The 20,967-nt window shown below is 44.8% G+C and carries 23 protein-coding genes; 10 read left to right on the forward strand and 13 right to left on the reverse strand.

Annotation, left to right across the window (positions count from 1 at the left end; all coding sequences use genetic code 11):
- The first annotated feature begins 8 nt into the window (after positions 1–8).
- From ONT19_RS02710 to ONT19_RS02720, 3 genes are read left to right on the forward strand one after another with little or no spacing between them, the layout of a single operon-like run.
- Positions 9–2,057: a DEAD/DEAH box helicase gene (locus ONT19_RS02710; RefSeq protein ID WP_264912558.1), complete on the forward strand. Its 2,049-nt coding sequence runs from the start codon at positions 9–11 to the stop codon at positions 2,055–2,057.
- A gap of 45 nt (positions 2,058–2,102) precedes the next feature.
- Entirely contained in the window at positions 2,103–2,363 is a 261-nt protein-coding gene (locus ONT19_RS02715; RefSeq protein ID WP_006846896.1) for a hypothetical protein, read from the forward strand.
- A gap of 33 nt (positions 2,364–2,396) precedes the next feature.
- Positions 2,397–3,629 (forward strand): GIY-YIG nuclease family protein, encoded by a 1,233-nt coding sequence (locus ONT19_RS02720; protein WP_264912559.1) that lies wholly within the window; start codon positions 2,397–2,399, stop codon positions 3,627–3,629.
- A 269-nt stretch (positions 3,630–3,898) separates the two neighbouring features.
- Here ONT19_RS02720 and ONT19_RS02725 read toward each other — a convergent pair whose 3' ends face one another.
- From ONT19_RS02725 to pheS, 10 genes are all read right to left on the reverse strand, one after another.
- A complete protein-coding gene (locus ONT19_RS02725; protein WP_264952349.1) occupies positions 3,899–4,084 on the reverse strand; it encodes a hypothetical protein in 186 nt (61 codons plus the stop codon).
- A 12-nt stretch (positions 4,085–4,096) separates the two neighbouring features.
- Positions 4,097–4,426: a type II toxin-antitoxin system RelE/ParE family toxin gene (locus tag ONT19_RS02730; RefSeq protein WP_117692777.1), complete on the reverse strand. Its 330-nt coding sequence runs from the start codon at positions 4,424–4,426 to the stop codon at positions 4,097–4,099.
- Positions 4,414–4,701 (reverse strand): hypothetical protein, encoded by a 288-nt coding sequence (locus ONT19_RS02735; RefSeq protein ID WP_153079509.1) that lies wholly within the window; start codon positions 4,699–4,701, stop codon positions 4,414–4,416. The genes ONT19_RS02730 and ONT19_RS02735 overlap by 13 nt, the downstream gene beginning before the upstream one ends.
- Positions 4,702–4,921: 220 nt before the next feature.
- A complete protein-coding gene (locus tag ONT19_RS02740) occupies positions 4,922–5,731 on the reverse strand; it encodes a HesA/MoeB/ThiF family protein (RefSeq protein WP_006846891.1) in 810 nt (269 codons plus the stop codon).
- 184 nt (positions 5,732–5,915) lie between these two features.
- Positions 5,916–6,341 (reverse strand): biotin/lipoyl-containing protein, encoded by a 426-nt coding sequence (locus ONT19_RS02745; protein WP_264952348.1) that lies wholly within the window; start codon positions 6,339–6,341, stop codon positions 5,916–5,918.
- A gap of 10 nt (positions 6,342–6,351) precedes the next feature.
- Entirely contained in the window at positions 6,352–6,501 is a 150-nt protein-coding gene (locus ONT19_RS02750; RefSeq protein WP_176425588.1) for a hypothetical protein, read from the reverse strand.
- Positions 6,502–6,525: 24 nt separating this feature from the next.
- Positions 6,526–8,091 carry an acyl-CoA carboxylase subunit beta gene (locus ONT19_RS02755; protein WP_264952347.1) on the reverse strand — a complete coding sequence of 522 codons (1,566 nt, stop codon included), beginning with the start codon at positions 8,089–8,091 and terminating at the stop codon, positions 6,526–6,528.
- 177 nt (positions 8,092–8,268) lie between these two features.
- Positions 8,269–10,680: a TonB-dependent receptor gene (locus ONT19_RS02760; protein ID WP_264952346.1), complete on the reverse strand. Its 2,412-nt coding sequence runs from the start codon at positions 10,678–10,680 to the stop codon at positions 8,269–8,271.
- 785 nt (positions 10,681–11,465) lie between these two features.
- A complete protein-coding gene (locus tag ONT19_RS02765) occupies positions 11,466–12,044 on the reverse strand; it encodes a DUF3332 domain-containing protein (RefSeq protein ID WP_437183485.1) in 579 nt (192 codons plus the stop codon).
- A gap of 32 nt (positions 12,045–12,076) precedes the next feature.
- Positions 12,077–13,117 (reverse strand): phenylalanine--tRNA ligase subunit alpha, encoded by a 1,041-nt coding sequence (pheS, locus tag ONT19_RS02770; protein WP_118079092.1) that lies wholly within the window; start codon positions 13,115–13,117, stop codon positions 12,077–12,079.
- Between the two features lie 114 nt (positions 13,118–13,231).
- Between pheS and ONT19_RS02775 the strand changes: the two genes are divergently transcribed.
- The 3 genes from ONT19_RS02775 to ONT19_RS02785 are packed head-to-tail and all read left to right on the forward strand — an operon-like array spanning position 13,232 to position 15,994.
- Positions 13,232–14,089 carry a DUF4348 domain-containing protein gene (locus tag ONT19_RS02775; RefSeq protein ID WP_264952344.1) on the forward strand — a complete coding sequence of 286 codons (858 nt, stop codon included), beginning with the start codon at positions 13,232–13,234 and terminating at the stop codon, positions 14,087–14,089.
- A 32-nt stretch (positions 14,090–14,121) separates the two neighbouring features.
- Positions 14,122–15,177, forward strand: coding sequence for a UDP-N-acetylmuramate dehydrogenase (gene murB / locus ONT19_RS02780; RefSeq protein WP_264952343.1), 1,056 nt, complete (start codon positions 14,122–14,124; stop codon positions 15,175–15,177).
- 37 nt (positions 15,178–15,214) lie between these two features.
- Positions 15,215–15,994, forward strand: a complete 780-nt coding sequence (locus ONT19_RS02785; protein ID WP_203068228.1) for an MBL fold metallo-hydrolase — start codon at positions 15,215–15,217, stop codon at positions 15,992–15,994.
- Positions 15,995–16,250: 256 nt separating this feature from the next.
- On the opposite strand, the gene ONT19_RS02790 is transcribed toward ONT19_RS02785, so the two are convergent.
- The 3 genes from ONT19_RS02790 to ONT19_RS02800 are packed head-to-tail and all read right to left on the reverse strand — an operon-like array spanning position 16,251 to position 17,111.
- The gene (locus ONT19_RS02790; protein ID WP_118065427.1) at positions 16,251–16,514 is read right to left on the reverse strand and encodes a hypothetical protein; all 264 of its coding nucleotides are present in this window, start codon (positions 16,512–16,514) and stop codon (positions 16,251–16,253) included.
- A 15-nt stretch (positions 16,515–16,529) separates the two neighbouring features.
- Positions 16,530–16,883, reverse strand: a complete 354-nt coding sequence (locus tag ONT19_RS02795; protein WP_118065445.1) for a phage holin family protein — start codon at positions 16,881–16,883, stop codon at positions 16,530–16,532.
- A 15-nt stretch (positions 16,884–16,898) separates the two neighbouring features.
- Positions 16,899–17,111 (reverse strand): YtxH domain-containing protein, encoded by a 213-nt coding sequence (locus ONT19_RS02800; protein WP_006846877.1) that lies wholly within the window; start codon positions 17,109–17,111, stop codon positions 16,899–16,901.
- 263 nt (positions 17,112–17,374) lie between these two features.
- On the opposite strand from ONT19_RS02800, the gene ONT19_RS02805 reads away from it, so the two are divergent.
- The 4 genes from ONT19_RS02805 to ONT19_RS02820 all read left to right on the forward strand — a co-directional run bounded on the left by ONT19_RS02805 (position 17,375) and on the right by ONT19_RS02820 (position 20,936).
- A complete protein-coding gene (locus ONT19_RS02805) occupies positions 17,375–17,860 on the forward strand; it encodes an SPOR domain-containing protein (RefSeq protein WP_006846876.1) in 486 nt (161 codons plus the stop codon).
- A 36-nt stretch (positions 17,861–17,896) separates the two neighbouring features.
- Positions 17,897–18,310, forward strand: coding sequence for a Holliday junction resolvase RuvX (ruvX, locus tag ONT19_RS02810; protein ID WP_006846875.1), 414 nt, complete (start codon positions 17,897–17,899; stop codon positions 18,308–18,310).
- Positions 18,310–18,867: a peptide deformylase gene (gene def, locus ONT19_RS02815; protein WP_022121616.1), complete on the forward strand. Its 558-nt coding sequence runs from the start codon at positions 18,310–18,312 to the stop codon at positions 18,865–18,867. Before ruvX ends, def begins: the two co-directional genes overlap by 1 nt.
- Before the next feature lie 104 nt (positions 18,868–18,971).
- Positions 18,972–20,936: a tetratricopeptide repeat protein gene (locus ONT19_RS02820; RefSeq protein WP_264952342.1), complete on the forward strand. Its 1,965-nt coding sequence runs from the start codon at positions 18,972–18,974 to the stop codon at positions 20,934–20,936.
- Positions 20,937–20,967: the final 31 nt, after the last annotated feature.

Raw genomic sequence — 20,967 nt, forward strand, 5'->3', positions numbered from 1 at the left:
AATGGCTTATGGACAAGATAAATGATAATATCGTTGATATTTCGTATCAGCAAACGGGTAAATCGAGTAATACGAATGAACTCGGTATGCGAGAGATGCAAGCCAAGGCTTACGAAGCCCGCAACCATCGCTTTCTGCTTATCAAGGCGCCACCGGCATCTGGCAAGAGTCGCGCCTTGATGTTCATCGCCCTGGATAAGCTGAAGAATCAGGGCATCAAGAAGGTAGTAGTGGCTGTACCGGAAAAGAGTATCGGCCGCTCTTTCCAAAACACCGACCTGATGAAGTATGGCTTCTTCGCCGATTGGAGGGTGGCGCAACAGTATAATCTTTGCGATAATAATCTTTGCGATTCTACCGACGAGAAAGTTAAGGCGGTACGCTTTAAAAATTTCTTCCATCAATATAAAAACAATATCCTGGTTTGCGCCCATGCCACACTAAGAAACGGCATGAAGGAAATAAGTGACGAGGAGTTTAATGATTGCCTCTTGGCGATAGATGAGTTCCATCATACTAGTGCTGATGTGAACAGCGGACTGGGCGATATTGTGCGCCGGGTGATGAATAATTCCACCGGTCATATTGTTGCCATGACGGGCAGTTACTTCCGTGGCGATGGCGTTCCGGTATTGAGGGCAGAGGATGAGGCCCGTTTCTTCCCAGTAACCTACAACTATTATCAGCAACTCAACGGTTATCGCTATCTCAAGGACCTCGTCCTGGGCTATCACTTCTATCACGGCAGTTATCTCGACCATATCGCCGAGGTGCTGGATACTACCAAGAAGACCATCATTCATATTCCGAGTGTCAACTCCCGTGCATCCAGCGGTTTGGGCAAATATACGGAGGTGGATGAAATCATCAAGATTATCGGTAAGGTAGAGGAACGGGATTACAACAATGGCGGCATCTATCACATCAGAACAAAGGACGGCAGACTGCTGAAGGTTGCCGATCTGGTGGAAGACCACGCCGAGACTCGCAACCTGGTGCAGGGATATTTGCAGCGGATAAAGAAGCGTGATGATGTAGATATTATCATCGCTCTGGGTACTGCCAAGGAAGGTTTCGACTGGCAATGGTGTGAGGAATGTCTGACCATCGGCGTGCGTGGTTCGCTGACCGAAGTGGTGCAGATTATCGGAAGATGTACCCGTGATTGCGAAGGCAAGGAGACGGCAAAGTTTGTGAACATGATAGGAATGCCTGATGCCAATCAGCCCGATGTGAAGGTGGCGGTGAACGACTTTCTGAAAGCCATTACGGCTTCGCTTCTGATGGAGCAGGTGATGGCGCCTAGTTGGCATTTCAAGACGGTGAAGGATGTGGATAGTGATGAGGGTAGTCCGCTGGATGCCCGTACCCTGGTGATAGAGGGCTTGAAACCTTTGTCGAGCGAGAAGACGAAGATGATTGTAGAGGAGCAGTTGGATGATTTGAAGGCTTCTATCTTACAAGACGAACTGGTGGTGAAAGCCATCAGCGGAAGTACTACGGCTGAAACCATCACCAAAGCGCTCATTCCGAAAGTGATTCGTGAAAAGTATCCGGATTTGAGCGAGGACGAAGTGGAAGAAGTTCGCCAGCGCCTGCTGCTTGATACCCTAGTAAAAGGTGGCGAAGTGGTGGATGATAAGGGAAATCCTATCGATTTCGATGCTTCGAAGAACGACGAGGAGAAGGAGTCAGAAGGCAATCGCCTTATCAAGTTGGCAAATCGTATGATCAATATCAACCAGTTGAATATCAATCTGATTGATTCCATCAATCCGTTCCAGCGTGCTTACGAGATGCTTTCGAAGAATATCGACAAATCGACCTTGAAGATTATCCAAGACACGATAGCGGAACAGAAGTTTGATATGACCCTGGAACAAGCCATCATCCTCTTCAAGGGGCCGTACAGAAAATGGGTGGAAGAGCACAATGAACAACGACCAGACATCAATGACCCAGACCCAAAGGTGAGAGAACTGGCAGCTGCCTTCCAGAAAATCAAGAACTTGAAAATAAGAAAAATGAGAGGCTTGGAATATGAGCCGGAAAAGTAATTTGGGCATTTATAATTCAACATTTAACATTCAACATTTCAAAAGATGGATTGGCCAGAAGAATTATTAGAGATATTTGATGACCCCTTGTTGGCGGATGTACGTCCGAAACCGAAGGCGCCGACGCCCGATGACAGGCTGGCACAGAAATTGCTTGAAATCAACAAGTGGGTGGCAGAGCATGGTAGCGAACCTACAGCAGATGGTGGCTTGAAAGAAAAGTTGCTTGCTGCATCGCTCAAGGCTCTGCGGACCAAGGCAACAGATAGCCTCAGACAGTATGATGAGTATCATCTGTTGGGATAGGCTATAGTTTTTCACCTTATTATATATAGTGATATGGATATTGATAAAGAATTAGAAGATATATTCAGCGACCCTTTGATGGATGTTTCCTATCAGGAGGCAAAACTTTTCGATGTGCCTGCCGACATGAAAGGCGTGATGGCTCAGAAGAAGGATGTGCCCGACCATGTGGCGCAAAGAAAACTGTGTGAGAATTTCGCACAGTTTAAGCTGCTCTTCGAACAGGTGCATCAGGATTTGAAGACCGGGAAGCGACAGTTGCAGAGAATCTCGAAGACGACGAGCTTATTGGCTGGACGCTATTATCTTGTAGATGGTCAGATGGTTTTGTTATATGAGATTATTGAGAAGAAAAAGGGTACTAATGGTTTGCCCGATGGCAGAACCCGCTGTATCTATGAAAATGGTACGGAGTCGGATATCTATCTCCAGACACTTCGCAAGAATGTGGTGGCAAGTGGTTATGCCATCACCGAAATTTTGGAGGAAACAGATGCCCATTTCTTCAATCCTGAGGATGTGAAGCAGGAAGACCAGGTGACGGGTTATATCTACGTGCTTCGTTCGAAATCTGAGAATCCGGAAATTCGTAACATCAAGAATCTATATAAAATAGGTTTCTCTACGAATCGGGTAGAGGAACGTGTGGCAAATGCCGAGCACGAGCCTACTTATCTGATGGCACCTGTAGAGATAGTAAGCACTTACAAGATAGTGAACATGCACTCCCAGAAGTTTGAGGACCTGGTGCATCAGGTGTTGCAGACGGTGAACTTCCGTTTCAGGGTGGCTGATGATAAGGGAGAGATGCATGAGGCTACGGAATGGTATCAGGTTCCGCTGGAAATCATCGACAGTATCATTCAGAAAATCATGAATGGCACTATCATCTACTTTTCCTACAATAAGGAACAGCAATGTCTGGAGCAGCGAATAGAGAAAAAGCCATCGCAGTTAAATCTGTCGGGCTTGAAGGTTTTGACGCTGATTATTGAGAAACAGTATTTCGAGGAGATTGTATCTGGTGTGAAGACCGAGGAGTACCGTTCGCTGAAGCAGACCACGCTTAACAAATATACTTATATTGATGAGGCTGATGGCAAGCGTTATCTCCGTCGTTTTGATGCGATAAGGTTTTATGTGGGTTATCATTCGGATAGGGATAGTGCCGTGGTTCAGGTATTGGATACTACCTATGAGGATGGCTTGGTAACTTATCATCTCGGAAAGGTATTGGAGGTGATAAGAGGAAAGGAAAATAAATAAAACATAGAAATAGGGTAGGGGGATTGCAAATCCCCCGGCTTTGATAGGTCGAACCTTTTTTAACGCGGATTGCAAATCCGTCGGAACGCCTGACGGAATACTTTCTGTTGATTTGCAGGGCGTTAAGTTTAGTGACCACCTGCAAAAAAATCAGAAAGTATCTTTATCCCCGAAGAGCATTATAGGTTAAATTCCATTCTTTGTCAAGAACAGCGATTTCAGCTTCTTCTTGCAGTTCTTTCTAAAATCTTCTATACTGATAGAACGCTTCAATCTTCTAGCCACGGGTATTGTGCCGTTAGTTCTTTTTCAAATTCTTCAGCATCAATATATTGCCCATTCTCATACTCTTCCTCAATAGCTTCAATCCTAGCCACGGCTTCTTCTTCATTGACCGGATGCCAGCCAACTGGAATCGGCTGCTCTTCTTGTAATGTATATCTTTTCTCCTTCATAAGCTCTTTCCTTTATAGTTTTCTTTTGAATTGTCTAATCAGATATCTGGGGCTTCTTCTCATATCCCATAAATCTACGAAAATGACGAGGTCGTTGGCTTCATCGTATCGATAGATAATCTTCCAATTTTCCTTGATGATAGCACTATGGTAAGGGCGGTGGAATCGCTTAAGCAATGGCTCTTTGGGTGAAGAAAGAGGATGTTTGCAAAGTCTGTTTATTATTGCTTGCAAGCTTTCGTCAAATCTTTGAACGCAAAGTCGACCAAAGTTTTGATAACTATAGTCGGTTGTTTCTTTATAAATTTGAAGAAAGCTATTGCGTAGTGTTACTTTAGCCATGTTCGTTCTTCGTTTAGTTTATTGAAAAACTCTTCTACACTATAGCTAATGCCTGTCCTTTCATACTCCGCCTCAATAGCTTCAATCCTAGCCACGGCTTCTTCTTCATTAGCCGGATGCCAGCCAACAGGAATCTTGTTCCAGTCAATATCTTCTTCTGCACATTCATCCTCGGGAAGTGCTATGGCGGCATTTCCGTGATAGGCTGGTGCTGGCTCTGCTGCGAAAGCTGCATCTTTCTGCTCTTCTGGCAATGTATATCTTTTCTCTTTCATAAGCTTGCGTATTTTATCTGCTGCAAAAATACGATTATTATCTGAATCATGCAAGAAAAATGGGAGAAATGTTTTATAAAGTATCTTATAATCAAGGTTTTTGTTCTTTGTTGGGCTTTGGGTCGGTTCTGAAAAAAAGTCACAATATCTAGCTGATAGAGCTGGGTATTGTGACTTTGCTTTTTGTTATATGTGTTTATTCGAAAATAATCACTAAATCTTAGTGGTGTTTCAAATCACACGCAGCCTGCTCATAGTCGATGAGATGATCGATGGTAGGGTGGTCGCCGCAGATTTCGCAGGATGCACGCTTCTTTACCTTGATGGTGCGGAAGTTCATCGTCTTGGCATCGAAGGTGAGCAATCGGTCGGTGAGCAGTTCGCCCACACCGAGGAAGTACTTCAACGCCTCGGCAGCCTGGATGGTTCCGAGCATACCAGCGATGGCACCAAGGACTCCTGCCTGGCTACTGGTAGGAACAGTGCCTGCTGGAGGTGGCTCCTTGAAGAAACAACGGTAACAAGCCGTGCCTGGAAGATGGGTGAAGGTCTGCCCCTGGAATCTCAGGATGCCGCCATGCGAGAATGCCTTGCCCAGTCGCACACAGGCATCATTGATGAGGAACTTCACCGGGAAGTTGTCGGTGCAATCAATGACGAAATCCCATGGCTTGATGATTTCCTCGGCATTGTCTGAGGCGAGGAAGGTATGGTAGGTTGTTACCTCCACATCAGGATTGATGGCAATCATCTTCTCCTTGGCGCTTTCCACCTTAGGGGTGTTCAAGTCCTTTGTCTGGTGGATGACCTGTCGTTGCAGGTTGCTGAGGTCAACCACATCGGCATCCACGATACCGATATGTCCCACGCCAGCCGCAGCGAGGTAGAGGGCAACTGGGGAACCCAATCCTCCGGCACCAATGATGAGCACCTTGGCATTGAGGAGCTTTTCCTGCCCCTCGAGGCCTACATCCTGAAGGAGGATGTGGCGGCTGTATCTTTCTATCTGTTCTTCTGTTAAATCTATCATTTTATAGTACTTTATGTCTTTTTTCTTTAGTAAAAAATTACTTTGTATAGCAGTTTATGCTCATACAGCAGTATAGAAAAAGGTCGCAAACAATTAACAGCTTGCGACCTTTGATATTCTTTATATGAATTTCCGAATTATAAATTCCCGAATCTGCTGGATTCATAATTCTCTAATTCTTGATTTACTCGATAACTACGAGTGCATCCTCTTCAAGCACAGCCTGACCAGGTTTTACGCAGATAGCTGTAACCTTGCCATCCTTCTCAGCCTCGATGTTGTTCTGCATCTTCATAGCCTCGAGAACGACAACAGTATCACCTGCCTTTACCTCCTGACCAACAGCTACCTCGATGCTGGTGATAGTACCAGGGAGAGGAGCCTTTACAGCATTGGCTGTATTTACATTGGCTGCTGGAGTAGCCTCAACATCATCAGATGCAGCTGCTGGCTGACCGAGCACAACCTTCTTCTTCTCTGGCTCAGCCTCCTGTTCCATCTCAACCTTGTATGCTTCGCCATTCACGTTCACGCTTGCGATGTTACCCTCAACAGCGTCAATCTGAACCTTGTATTCTTTTCCGTCAATTGTATATTTAAACTCTTTCATTTCTATTACATTATGGTTTAGCTGTTAAACTCAAGAACTTGGCGTTCCACATCGTCTGACGTGGCTTGATAGTGATGATGCCAGGCTCCTTGTCGTGTACGTTATTGCCCTGGTACTCATAGAGTGCCATGGCAATTGCAGCATAAATATTCTTATCCATTTATTCTAATGTTTAATTGTATCATTACATTGGCATACAGCCATGCTTCTTAGCTGGCAAGCTCTGACGCTTGGTAGCGAGCTGAGCCAAACCACGGCAGATGCGGAAACGGGTGTTACGTGGCTCGATGACATCATCGATGTAACCATACTGAGCTGCCTGATATGGATTAGCAAACTTGTCAGTATACTCCTGCTCCTTCTCAGCCAGGAATGCCTTTACATCCTCGCCAGCTTCCTTCTTAGCCTTAGCTTCCTTACCACAGAGAACGGCAACGGCACCGCTGGCACCCATTACAGCAATCTCTGAAGATGGCCAAGCGAAGTTCAAGTCGGCACGCAACTGCTTGCAACCCATCACGATGTGGCTACCACCATAGCTCTTACGCAATGTGATAGTAATCTTTGGCACGGTAGCCTCGCCGTAAGCGTAGAGCAACTGTGCACCGTGGAGGATGACAGCGTTGTACTCCTGACCTGTACCTGGCAAGAATCCTGGTACGTCAACGAGAGATACGATAGGAATATTGAAGGCATCGCAGAAACGGACGAAGCGTGCTGCCTTGCGGCTAGCGTTTACATCGAGTACACCTGCGTAAGCTGCTGGCTGGTTGGCTACGATACCAACGCTCTGACCATTGAAGCGGGCGAAACCTGTAATGATGTTCTTGGCGAACTTAGGCTGAACCTCGAAGAACTCACCGTTATCGGTTACAGCACCGATCACCTTATACATATCGTATGCCTGGTTTGGATCGTCTGGGATAATCTCGTTCAGAGTATCGTCCATGCGGTCGATAGGGTCTGTGCACTCTACGCGTGGAGCCTCTTCTGTATTGTTGCTAGGGATGTAAGAGAGAAGGCTCTTGATCATCTCGATAGCCTCTTCCTCTGCCTTAGCAGCGAAGTGGGTAACACCACTCTTGGTTGCGTGAACAGATGCACCACCGAGGTGCTCTGCATCGATGTCCTCACCAGTTACGGTCTTGACAACCTTAGGACCAGTCAGGAACATGTAAGAAGTCTGCTCCTTCATGATGATGAAGTCGGTCAAAGCTGGAGAGTAAACGGCACCACCGGCGCAAGGGCCCATGATAGCAGAAATCTGTGGGATGACACCAGAAGCGAGGATGTTGCGCTCGAAAATCTCACCATAACCAGCGAGGGCGCAGATACCTTCCTGAATACGAGCACCACCAGAGTCGTTCATGCAGATAACAGGTGCACCCATAGTCATAGCCATATCCATTACCTTGCAGATCTTCTGTGCCATAGTCTCAGAGAGTGAACCACCATTTACGGTGAAGTCCTGAGCATATACGTAAACCAGACGGCCAGCTATAGTAGCGCTACCGGCTACAACACCATCACCGAGGTACTGCTTCTTCTCCATGCCAAAGTTAGTGCAACGATGCAACTTGAACATATCATACTCCTCGAAACTGCCGGCATCTACCAACATTTCGATACGCTCACGAGCGGTATATTTGCCACGTGCATGCTGCTTCTCGATGGCCTTCTCGCCACCGCCAAGACGAGCCTGTTCGCGCTTAGCGATCAGCTCCTTAATCTTTTCTACTTGTTTGCTCATAATTGATTATTATGTATTATTTCTTTATTCTTTATAGAATGGTTTCCTGAATCCATGGAATGAACGGACGAACCGTCATCGCATAATTCGGGCGCAAAGATACGAAAAAAACCGCAGATAGCGAACTATCTACGGTTAAATATTTAGAATAATGTGAAAAATCACTATTATTTGGTCCTAAAATTCCAAAAGAATGCGGGCATTGAGCTGTCTGCCGGTAAGATAATTAGGTACGGCGTATTGCTGACTGGTTACATCTGTCACCCAGTAATAGCTGTTTACGTTGTCTATGCCGAAGAGGTTGAGACAATCTACCCCCAGCATCACATTCTTCAGGAAGGTCTTCTTCTCCCGGCGGCTGTTGTCGAGCAGCTGATAGCTCATACCGATATCTGCACGGCGATAGGCGGTGGCACGGAAACTGTTGGTTTCCAGCTCTCTGTGGGGTGCTGCAAAAGGAAGACCATCGGCAAAGGCGAGTTTCAAAGACATGCGCCACTTCTTGCTGCCCGGGAAATAATCGGTGAAGAAGAGGTTTACGGCATAGCGCTGGTCGGTAGGCAAAGGGATGCTCTTGCCGCCCAGTTTCATCTTGGTATCCATGAGCGAAAGACTGAGCCAGGAATCGGTACCCGGAACAAATTCTCCGTAGAGTTTGAAGTCGAGTCCTGCCGCATGACCGCTGCATTCGTTCTGTCCGTAATAAACTACCTTCACGTTACTTACAGAATAAGGAACCAGATTGCCCAAAGCCTTGTAATAGGCTTCGGCAGAGAATTTATAGCGTTGGTCTCCTAGCTTGAACCTATAGTCGTAGCCGGCGATGAAGTGGATGCTTCGCTGACTCTTGATTTTCTCGTTCAGCGATGCGATGGTTATGCCGTTCACCGTAGATGTATCTCTCAATTCCTTGAAGAATGGAGCCTGATAATACAGACCTGCCGCAAAACGGAGTGTTGTATTCTCGTGGTTGGCTGGTATGATGGCGAGCGACAGACGAGGACTCACGATGGTTTCTCTGTTGAAGTTCCAATGACTCATTCTGATACCATAGTTCAGGGTGTAATGTGTCTGTCCGTTCCCGGTACTGTCGGCTCTTCCTCCCGAAAAACGGTAGGTGTCCTGGATGTAAGCTTCCATTCGGTTGGCATTCAGTTCGTTGCGAGCCTTCAGTGAATAAACCATATAGAGGTCTTTGCCATTGTGAGGAATACTGTATCCTGCGGAATCGCGCATCTCATATTCTACTGAATTCTCCTCGATATGTTCACGCTTCAGACTTACTGCGGCCTCCATCTGATGTTTCTTCACCTTGTGTTTGAGCATCAGTTTGGCGCTCATCACGCGAGCCGTAAGATAGTTTCGGGCATGTTCGAAATAGGTACCTACACCCAGGTTTTCTGAAGTCTCGGTTTCGTCGAGCCAATATTGTCCCTGAATGTCATATTTCTCCTGTTCCTTGGTATAGAAAGCACTGCCCAGAAGCGAGAGACTGGTGTTGGCGGTAAACTGTCGGGTAATGCCGAGTGTACCGAAGTAGGTGAGGAAGCGGTCTTTTTCCTGACCGTCAAAATATACTCTGAAGTTCTTTACGTTTTCCATTGTTCCGAACTTCGTTTCTCGGTCTTCCGGTTCGAAGTTGTAGTGATTATCAGAGATGTAGCCTATGAAGTCGAGTTTCCAGCGTTTGTTGGGCTGGTAACTCAGATAGGTCTGATAGTCAAGATAGTTTGGCTTGTATTCGCCTTTGGTTTCCATCGAACCGAGCAGGTAAGAGGTAGTTTTGTAGCGCACGCTGTTGAGCCATGAAAGTTTCTGGGTTCCCAGCCCGATGTATGCGTCAGCGCCCAGCAGACTGGCAGCCAGACTGCCTTCAACCACCGGCTTCTTGCTTTTTGCTTTCAGGGTTTTGTAGGTGATGTCGAGAGCCGAACTCATCTTGTCTCCGTATTTGGCAGCGTATCCTCCGGTTGAGAAACCGATTTTATCTACCATATAAGGGTTGATGACGGAGAGGCCTTCCTGCTGTCCGCTGCGAACCAGGAATGGGCGGAATACTTCTACGTTGTTGATGTATACGGAGTTCTCATCGAAGGCACCGCCACGCACATTGTATTGCGAAGAGAGTTCGTTATGGGTACTCACGCCAGCCTGTTGCTGAACCAGACTTTCCACCCCATTTCCGTTGGCAGAAGGCGTCATCTTCATGTCCTTAGTCTTCAGTTCCTGTATCTGATCCGACTGTATTTTCTCTCCCTTGATATTCACCTCATCGAGGGCTGTGGATGCTTCGCGAAGTACCACCTGCAGGGTTTGTTTTCCTCGCGGTCTTCTCAGCACTTTTGTTTTTGTCTTGAAGCCGATATATGAGAATTTGACTACCACGCTGTCTGCAGAATGCAGTTTGAGGCTATAGTCTCCCTTGAGCGAAGTAACGGCAGTCTTTCCCTGGCTAGCCACCGAAACGATGGCAAACTCCAGTGGCTGGTTGTTCTCGTCTACCACTTTGCCGTGAAGGGTAAACTCCTGCGCCATCATCTTAATGGTTGCGATGAGGCATATTGTGAGTATCAATAATCTATTTTTCATACTTTTATTAACGAGAAAAACTGAAAAATATTGTAGATGGTTGCAAGTTTTGATGAATGTCACTGGTTGTAATGCATTTGCGTCAGCCCGATTTGGCAGTCATGACGAGACCATATCTACATCAACCTTTATGATTGATGCTGCAAAGATACATTCTTTTCTGTTTCATAGCTATGCGATTTGTGACAATTGTGTGGATTCGGGAAATAAAGTTGGCGAAAATTATATTTTTATGCCTTATCTTGAAATTCGAAGAAATATTTCCGAAGAATAGAAAATTATCTCCGAAGGATAAAATAATATCTCCGATAAATAGGAAAATATCTCCGAAGGATAAAATGATATCTCCGAAAGAGAATTGTCTCCTGATTATATATCCCGGCACAGATTGCTGCAGATGATTTTCTGTTGCATGCAGAACAGGATTTTCGATGTGATTTTTGTGAGGTGAAGGTGAAGGGTGTATTTTTAATCTTTATATTATATTCTTTATTTTAGGGTTTTTCCGATTTTTGACCCTAGGGTCTTTTTTTCGGTTTTTACCCTTACCCTTCACGCGTATATATAAAAAAGAGTTTTCAAACCTTCACCCTTCACCTTTTTGGCGATTCTTTTGATGATCAGAGAGTTACGGGTGAAGGGTGGTGAAGGCACTTTCTTGTTTTGTATTAAACACTTTTTTGCATTTGGACATTTTATGGAGAGTTTGGTTGGGAACGGAGAAATATGAACTTGCTTAGGAAAAGAGAAAGGGGATGATAAAAAAGCCCGATAAAAGAGCTCTTTTATCGGACTGGAATTGTTATGATTATTTTCTTGTTGAATGCATAGAACAAACCATCATTCATAGCCATGCGAACCTGGTATAAACCATTGGCATCTGCTGGGACGTTGATCTTCTCGCCACTTGGCAAGCAAGCCTGGATGCTGCCATCCTCGTTGAAGCTGAAAAGCTCACGGATATCGCCATCCTTGCTGTATGACCAACTCTTGTGCTTCTTGTCGAACACAAAATATGATTTCTCACCATCTGGGTCGGTAATCTCGTAGCCATTCTTCAATGTCTTGATGGCATACATGCGACCATCCTTGCCCATTACGTCCTTAGTAGTTCCTACCTGGCCAATGACTTTGTTGCCTGTCCAGAACTCGATAGAGTTGAGAACGAGAAGGTCTGCAAATGAGCACACTGCGTAAGCTGGAGAAATCAGCACGAAGATAATCTCGTTTACAAACTTGTTGTCAGTTGCTCTCTTGTTCCAGTCGAGTACGGAATTTGTCAGACCAAATGAGCCGATGCAAGAACTGAATGTCAATGCGCCCAACAGGACTGCGATGACAGGTTTAGTTAATTTTTTCTTCATAATCATAAATTAATTAATATGTTGAGAATCTTTTACTTCGCAGACTCAAACTCGCGCAAGAAACGAGTGTCGTTCTCTGAGAAGAGACGAAGGTCGCTCACGCGATATTTCAAGTTGGTGATACGCTCAACACCCATACCGAAGGCATAACCAGTATAGACATTGCTGTCGATACCGCAAGCCTCAAGATCATGAGGGTCAACCATACCGCAACCTAAAATCTCAACCCATCCGGTATGCTTGCAGAAGTTGCAACCCTTACCGCCACAGATGTTGCAGGAAATATCCATCTCTGCACTAGGCTCTGTGAATGGGAAGTAGCTAGGACGGAGACGAATCTTAGTATCTGCACCAAACATTTCACGTGCAAAGGTAAGGAGCACCTGCTTGAGGTCGGTGAAACTTACGTTCTTATCTACATAGAGACCTTCTACCTGATGGAAGAAACAGTGAGCGCGGGCGCTGATAGCCTCGTTACGGTAAACGCGGCCTGGGCAGAGTACACGGATAGGTGGCTCATGGGTTTCCATATAATGAGCCTCGTCGCCTGAAGTATGGCTGCGGAGAAGCACATTCTTGGTAACATCGTCAGAGTTGGTCTTCTCAATAAAGAAGGTGTCCTGCATATCGCGGGCAGGGTGGTCGGCAGCAAAGTTGAGCATCGTAAATACGTGCTTGTCGTCATCTACCTCAGGACCCTGGAAAAGGGTAAAGCCCATGCGAGCGAAAATGTCGATAATCTGATTCTTCACTACGGTGAGTGGATGGCGGGTACCGAGTGCTACAGGGTAGGCGGTACGGGTCAAGTCGATATCATCGCTTGATGCCTCGGCTTCTTCCATCTGCTCCTTCAGTCCGTTGATCTTCTCAAGGGCTGCGTTCTTCAGTTCGTTGATTTTTACACCAACCTCTTTCTTCTGGTCGGCTGGCACTGTGCGGAAGTCGGCCATAAGGGCGTTAATCTCGCCCTTCTTGCTCAGATACTTGATTCGAAGCTGCTCTACTTCTTCTGCGTTTTGGGCAGTCAAAGTGCTCACTTCTTTCAAGAGTTCGTCTATTTTTTCTAATAACATATCTATATTTTTATCTTTTTTGACTGCAAAGATAACATTTTTTGCTTAAAAGATGAAATAATTCAAAAGAAAGTTGTACTTTTGCATGGAAAATTTGAGAAATTTAATAGGTTTATGAAAAAACTCTGTTTATTAACGGTGTTAATGGCGGTGCTTACCATCGTTTGTTTCACGTCTGTGGGATGCACAGACAAGAAGCCTGCGCCTGCCATTGATTCGACTTCATCTGATACGGTGATTGCCGACACCCAAGCGATGGACTCTACAGAACAGCTGATAGAGGAGACTCCGATGCCAAAGGCGGCTGACGAGCTTTTTGATGATTTCGTGTTTAATTTTGCAGCTAACAGAAAGTTGCAGAAAAGTCGTATTGTCTTCCCGCTGCCGGTATATCACGGTAAGAAACTGACCAAGAAGATAGAAAAAAAACATTGGAAGATGGAGCATTTCTTCATGCGCCAGGATTATTACACGCTGATTTTTGATAATCAGAAACAGATGAAACTGATGAAGGATACTACTATCGATCATGCAGTAATAGAAAAGGTGTTCTATAGTAGAAAGACTGTTCAGCAGTTTGTGTTTAATCGCATCAATGGTCAGTGGATGATGACTAGCATCTGCTACAAGCCTATGTATCAGAATAATAATGCCGATTTCCTGAAGTTTTACGGCCATTTTGCTACTGATACCGCTTTCCAGGCTCGCCACATCCATAATCCGGTGAAGTTTACCGGTCCTGATCCTGATGATGATTTCAGTACGATGACAGGCGATATAGAACCGGAAACATGGCCTGCCTTTGCGCCTCAACTGCCTCACGGCATGATTTACAATATAATCTATGGTCAGAAATATACCGAAAGCAACCAGAAAATCTTCGTGATTCGTGGTATTGCCAATGGTATGGAAACCTCTCTTACTTTCAAAAAGATTGGAGGAAAATGGGAACTGATCAAGCTGAATATGTAGCTTTTTAGTTAGTAGTAATAGTTTTACCAGATATGAAAGATATTCGTAACTATGGCCTTTTGGCTCACAATACATTCGGGATTGATGCTAAATGCAGCAGATTTCTAGAGTATGAATCGGTTGAGGAAGCCCGACAGATAGTGGGCTTGCTGACAGAGGCTGATCAGCCGCTGCTCATTTTGGGCGGTGGTAGTAATCTCTTGCTGACCGGTGATTATGCAGGTACAGTACTCCATTCGGCTATTATGGGTATTGAGGTTCTAGACAACAAGACTTTGGCAGCTGCAGAGGGGGATGATGCTTTGTGCAATCCTGATTGTGTATTCCTTTCCTGTGGTAGTGGCGAGGTGTTTGATGATGTGGTAGCTTATGCCGTGGAGCATGGTTATCATGGAGCGGAGAATCTGAGTATTATTCCGGGTGAAGTAGGTGCCAGTGCGGTTCAGAATATCGGTGCCTATGGTGTGGAAGCTAAGGATATTATATATAAGGTGGAAGCGGTTGAGATAGCTACGGGCAGAGTAGTGGTGTTTGATAATGCTGACTGTAAGTATAGCTACCGTCAGAGTAAATTTAAGCATGAGTGGAAGGATAAGTATCTGGTGACGCATGTGATTTACCGTTTGCAGAAGACCTTCCGTCCGGATCTGGATTATGGTAATATCCGTTCTGCGCTCGAGGCTAAGCGTATTGCTGAGCCTACAGCCCAGCAGCTTCGTGATGTCATCATAGAAATTAGAGAGGCAAAATTGCCTGATCCTAAGGTGTTGGGTAATGCAGGCAGTTTCTTTATGAATCCTATTGTAGAGAAGGCTAAGTACGAAGAACTGGCTGCTCTTTATCCGGGTATGCCTCATTATACAATCGATGATTCTCATGAAAAGATTCCGGCTGGCTGGATGATTGATCAGTGTGGCTGGAAGGGAAAGAGTCTGGGACGGGCCGGTGTACATGATAAGCAGGCACTGGTGCTAGTGAATCGTGGCGGTGCTACGGGCGAGGAAATCGTAAAACTCTGTGAGACCATCCAGGAGGATGTGAAGCAGAAGTTTGGTATAGAGATTCATCCGGAGGTGAATGTGAAGTGAAGAATTCGTTTGTTTTCAGAAAAATATTTGATAATTAATGAAGGTAACTTTATTAGGTACAGGCACATCGGGCGGGGTTCCTTCGCTGGGGTGTAACTGTGAAGTGTGCCGAAGTACGGATCCGCATGATAAAAGATTGCGCAGTGCGGCAATGATAGAAACGGAGAATAACCGTATTCTGATAGATGCCGGACCTGATATCCGACAGCAGTTGTTGCGTGTGCCTTTCAGGAAGATAGATGGCGTCCTGGTTACGCATATCCATTACGACCATGTTGGTGGTATTGATGATTTGCGCCCTTTCTGTATCTTTGGTGATATCAATATCTATGGCGATGAAATCGTTACTGCGGGGCTTCCTCATACGATGCCTTACTGCTTTCCGAAGGCTGCAGAAAAGCTATATCCTGGAGCTCCTAAACTCAAATTGCATACCATTCATCCGCATGAGCATTATCAGATAGGGGATATTGAGTTTGTTCCTATCCGTGTGATGCACGATAAGATGCCTATTCTCGGCTATCGGTTTGGTAAGTTTGCCTATATTACTGATATGAAATCTATGGGTGATGAAGAATATGCTTATTTGGATGGTGTGGAAACACTCGTAATTAACGCACTCAGATTTGAGAAAACACATCACAGCCATCAGCTTGTATCTGATGCTATTGAGGTGTCGCGCAGGATAGGAGCAAAACATACTTATTTTATCCATGTGACTCATCAGATAGGTTTTCATGATGAGGCGAATAAAAGGCTGCCCGAAGGCTTTGAATTTGGCTTCGATGGAATGGAGATATATGTAGGAAATAGATGAACTTTTACCGAAAAAGGCTTAAAAACAGGTCGGTAAAAGTTAATTAAATTAAAATAATAGATCTTTTACTAAGAAAAATTTGCGAGTATCATAGATTATTTCTATATTTGCATGTGTGTTTTTCATAGTATTAGATTTAAGGTTAACAAGGTATTGGGGTCGCAGCGGCGACCCTTTTTTGTTTTTATCCCCTTTTGGGTGACTAAAAAATACCTTTTTCCAAGGCATCTTTCCTTTCCCCAAAACGGTATATGGTTCATCTCTTCCGAGGTTTGAATCTCCGGTAAAGTTTCCAAGCCAACAGTGCACCGTCGAATGCTCCTGCTCCCACCTGCAGCAAACTCTGCAGTCGCTTGCTAGGACTCGCATTGCGTGACAGGATTTCAGGTTTTGTGAAAAGCGAGTTCCATAAAGTCTGAATCTTGGCATCATCGGCATCAATTTCCTTGCGTATCGTCTCTTTTTTGAGTCGTATATCATTTAAGGAATTATATTCTGTGATTTCTGAATGATTTGTCATGTTGCGAAAAGGAGGTTATTTTTCCATTAAGAGGCTTGCCAGAAATCTGACCAATGGTCTCTCGATCCACTTATGGCGGAAAATTACAAATAATATTAATATAAATAGGTATACTGCAGCAACAATGCAGAATCCGAAAGTCAGACTACCTATTAAGTCTGCCAATGCAAAAGCAGCGCCAAAGGATAGGTAAATGAGGGTAAGCGTAAGTAAGCCCAGGAGTACCACCGTCATGGTGATGACTGTAAGCAGGCGTACCACCTTATCCACAACATCGAGCTTCAGATATTCGCTCTGAAGCCCGATGTAATGTTTAAGCACCTCAATGAGCTGCCCGATAGTTTCTACATTTTTATCGTTAGAGAACATCATGATAGGTGATGATTAAACCTCAGGAGCTGCGTCCTTGATATCGTCAACCAGATCATCAACGTCCTTACGGCTCAACTTGATGTCGTGCTTCTTGCAGAAATCGTCTACTGCACCTGCAATCTTACTACGTGTATCCTCACCCTTCTCAGGAGCGAAAATCAAACCGAGTGCTGTACCAGCGATAGCACCGCCGAGGAAAGCACCAATGTAACCTAATGTTTTCATATGCTATAAATTTTAAACGTTAAACGATTATCTTCTTGTCATTTTCATTTGACAATGCAAATATACTAAATTCTCTTTAAAAAACAAGCCTTTTAGCCTTAATTTTTCATTAAAAATGTTTTAATAGCCTTATTTAACAAACTTTAGGCGGCATATTCTTCGTTTTTCGGGCATTTTTTTGTATTTTCGCAGAGTAAAAAACGCATAACGCGAAATTTATATTGAATGAACAACAATAATAAACAATAAAACGAATAAGAATTATGAAGAAAATTACAGTATTAAGCATGGGTATGTGCGCAGTTTTGGCGCTCGCAAGTTGTGGTACATCTAAGGAAAGTGCATACAAGAAGGCATATGAGAAGGCTCAGCAGCAGGAACAGCAGGCTGCTCAGGCTCCTGTTGCTCAGGAACCAGTTGTAGCTCCTCTCGAGACTCAGGCTCCTTCTGATGAGCAGACAGAAGTTGATAATGCTACTGTTCGTTCTGAGGATGTTTCTCTCATCTCTGGTTCTGGCTTGTCAAGCTATAGCGTAGTAGTTGGTTCTTTCTCTCTCAAGGCTAACGCTGAGGGATTGGCTAGTACATTGAAGAGCGCTGGCTACGATGCTCAGATCGCCCTGAACACAGAGCGTAACATGTATCGCGTGGTAGCTTCTACATTTGCTGATAAGGCTGCTGCTGTCAAGAGCCGCAATCAGCTTCGCGCTGGTAAGTATCCTGATGCTTGGTTACTCCTTAAGAAGTAATCTGATATTATATAAGGATAAGATATCCGTAGATTAATGCGAATTTTATCTATAGATTACGGTAAAAAACGTACCGGACTGGCTGTGACCGACCCATTGCAGATTATTGCCAATGGGTTGGCCACAGTTTCTACACATGAACTTTTCACTTATATCGAAACTTATATTCAGAAAGAACAGGTGGAGCGCATTGTTATCGGAAAACCGATGCAACCTAACGGGCAGCCAAGTGAAAACCTGGCAAGAGTAGAAAACTTCTACAACCGTTGGCGAAAGGCTCATCCTGAAATTCCAATTGAATATTATGACGAGAGATTTACATCAGTTCTGGCACATAGAGCCATGATAGATGGAGGTGTAAAGAAGAAAGTGAGAAAAGAAAATAAAGGATTGGTAGACGAGATAAGTGCTACCATCATATTACAGGATTATTTGCAATCAAGAAGATAATGATTTTACCGATTTATATTTATGGTCAGCCAGTGCTGAGAAAAGTGGCTGAAGATATTACACCTGATTATCCAGATCTCAAGGTGTTGATTAATAATATGTACGAAACCCTTGATTCCAGCAACGGCATCGGACTGGCTGCACCTCAGATTGGCTTGCCTATCCGCCTCGTTGTTATCGACCTGGATGTGCTCAGCGAGGATTTCCCCGAGTATAAAGGATTCCGTCATGCTTTCATCAATGCCCATATCCTAGAGCGCGATGAGGAAAATACCGACTCTTCTGAAGAGGGATGTCTTTCTATTCCTGGTATCAATGAGAAGGTGGTTCGTCCTACACGCATCCATGTAAAGTATATGGATGAGGATTTTAATGAACATGATGAGTGGATAGGGGGATATCTGGCTCGCGTGATGCAGCATGAATTCGACCATTTGGAGGGTACAATGTTTGTTGACCGTGTGTCTCCTCTTCGCAAGAACATGATAGCAGGAAAGCTCAAGAGTATCATCAAGGGCAATTTCCGTGCTGCCTATCGTACTAAGATACGTCGATAGTTCTTCCGAAAATATAGTAAGCTTCATGGTAATCGTGACGATTGGGCTTACTATATTTTTTTATTCTACATTCAATAGGTTTTATTTCAGAGAGTTACGAACAGATGAAGAAGATTCTCTTAGTTCTTTTTATGGTAATGGGCGCCATGTCGACTTCTGCCCAATATCGTGTAGACCGACTTGTTACGGCCGGTCGGAGTGCATTGTATTATGAGGATTTCGTCCTTTCAATCAAGTATTTTAATCTGGCTATCGGTGCCAAGCCTTATCTGTATGAGCCTTGGTATTACCGCAGTGTGGCAAAATTTAATCTGGATGACTTTACGGGTGCCGAAAGTGATGCCAGCGAGGCGTTGCATCTCAATCCCTATATCAATGATATTTATGACCTGAGAGCCATCTGTCGCATCAGACAAAACAGGTTTGATGATGCGATAGCTGACTATAACGAGGCTATCAGACTGGAACCGCGCAACCGAAATTACTGGTTCAACCGGGCTATCTGCCAGATGGAAAACAAAAAGTATGAGGCGGCGCAGCAGGAACTGGATACCATCGTGGGAAAATGGAAAGACTGGTCGAATGCTTATTCGCTCAAGGCTGAAGTGTATCTGCATCAGAAAGATACTGTGCAGGCTGAGAAATGGCTAGACAAGAGTCTGCAGCTCAATCCGTATGATGGGGATGCCTGGACTACGCGTGCCTATATGGCGCTGGCTAGAAAGGAATGGAAAACGGCTGATGAGGCATTGACCAAGAGTCTGCATTTCAAACCTAACAATGTGAACAGTTACATTAACCGTGCTTTGGCGCGTATCAATCTGAATAACCTCAGGGGGGCGATGAGCGATTATGACAATGCCCTTGAGCTGGATCCGAACAATTTCCTGGCTCATTATAATAGAGGACTGATGCGTGTACAGTTGGGTGATGATAACCGGGCTATCACCGATTTCGACTTCATTATCAAGATGGAACCCCAGAACTTCATGGCTATCTTCAACCGAGCTCTATTGCATGACAAGACCGGTAATCTGAGAGCAGCCATCAGGGATTATACTATGGTTATCAACCAGTTCCCTAACTTCTGGACCGGTTTGTCTAACCGTGCCAGCTGTTACCGACGCCTGGGTATGACAGCCAAGGCAGAGATGGATGAATTCCGTATCTTCAAGGCGCAGATGAACAAGCATATCGGAATCCAGCCGAGATGGAGCGCAAAGACCAAGAAGGAGATGCGTAAGCGTTCTGAGGTTGACCCGAATAAGTTTGCTTCGCTGGTAGTAGATGACGAACCGAAGTATGAACACAACTATAAGAGCGAGTATCGTGGTAAGGTTCAGAACCGTCAGGTAGAAACTGCCTTCCTGCCGATGTATCAGCTCTCTTATTTCCCAAACAATCAGAATGTAAATGGAGTTCAGGCTTATGACAAGGAGGTTGATGCGCTCAATCAGCATACCAAGGCAGACAAGGTTTATATTGTTTGCAGTAAGGAGCAGCTCGATGAGAATGGTTCTATGAAGATATTCTCGATGATTGATAAACTTTCGGCGGAGTTGAGTGTGGCGAGCGATAATGAAACCAGAAAACGTCTCCTGATGCGCAGGGCCATCGCTCATAGTGTACTTCGTGATTTTGAGGCTGCCATCAGTGATTTCACCTATTATATCTCGCTCGATGACAAGAACTCTTTGGCTTACTGGCAGCGTGCAGTCTGCCAGGCTGAGATGGATGAATTTAACAAGGCCGAGGGCAAGGGTGTTCTGAACATCCATTCTGCTGAGGCTGATTTCAGTGATGCCATCCGTCAGAACAGCAACAATGCTTACATCTATTATAATAGAGGTAATCTTCATGCAGGCAGAAACGAACTATCAAAGGCAATAGATGATTATACCATTGCCTTGAGAATTGATAACCGCCTTGCAGAGGCTTATTATAATAGAGGTATAGCACGAGCCAAGAGTGGCAATAAGCAGACTGCCATCCAGGATCTTTCAAAGGCAGGAGAACTTGGTTTGTATGATGCTTATTCTGTGATCAAGCGCTTGAATAAGTCGAAATAAAAAAAATCCCGCAGATTTTCTCTGCGGGATT

It is taken from the genome of Segatella copri, from assembly GCF_026015625.1.
Taxonomy (GTDB): Bacteria; Bacteroidota; Bacteroidia; order Bacteroidales; family Bacteroidaceae; genus Prevotella; species Prevotella copri_H.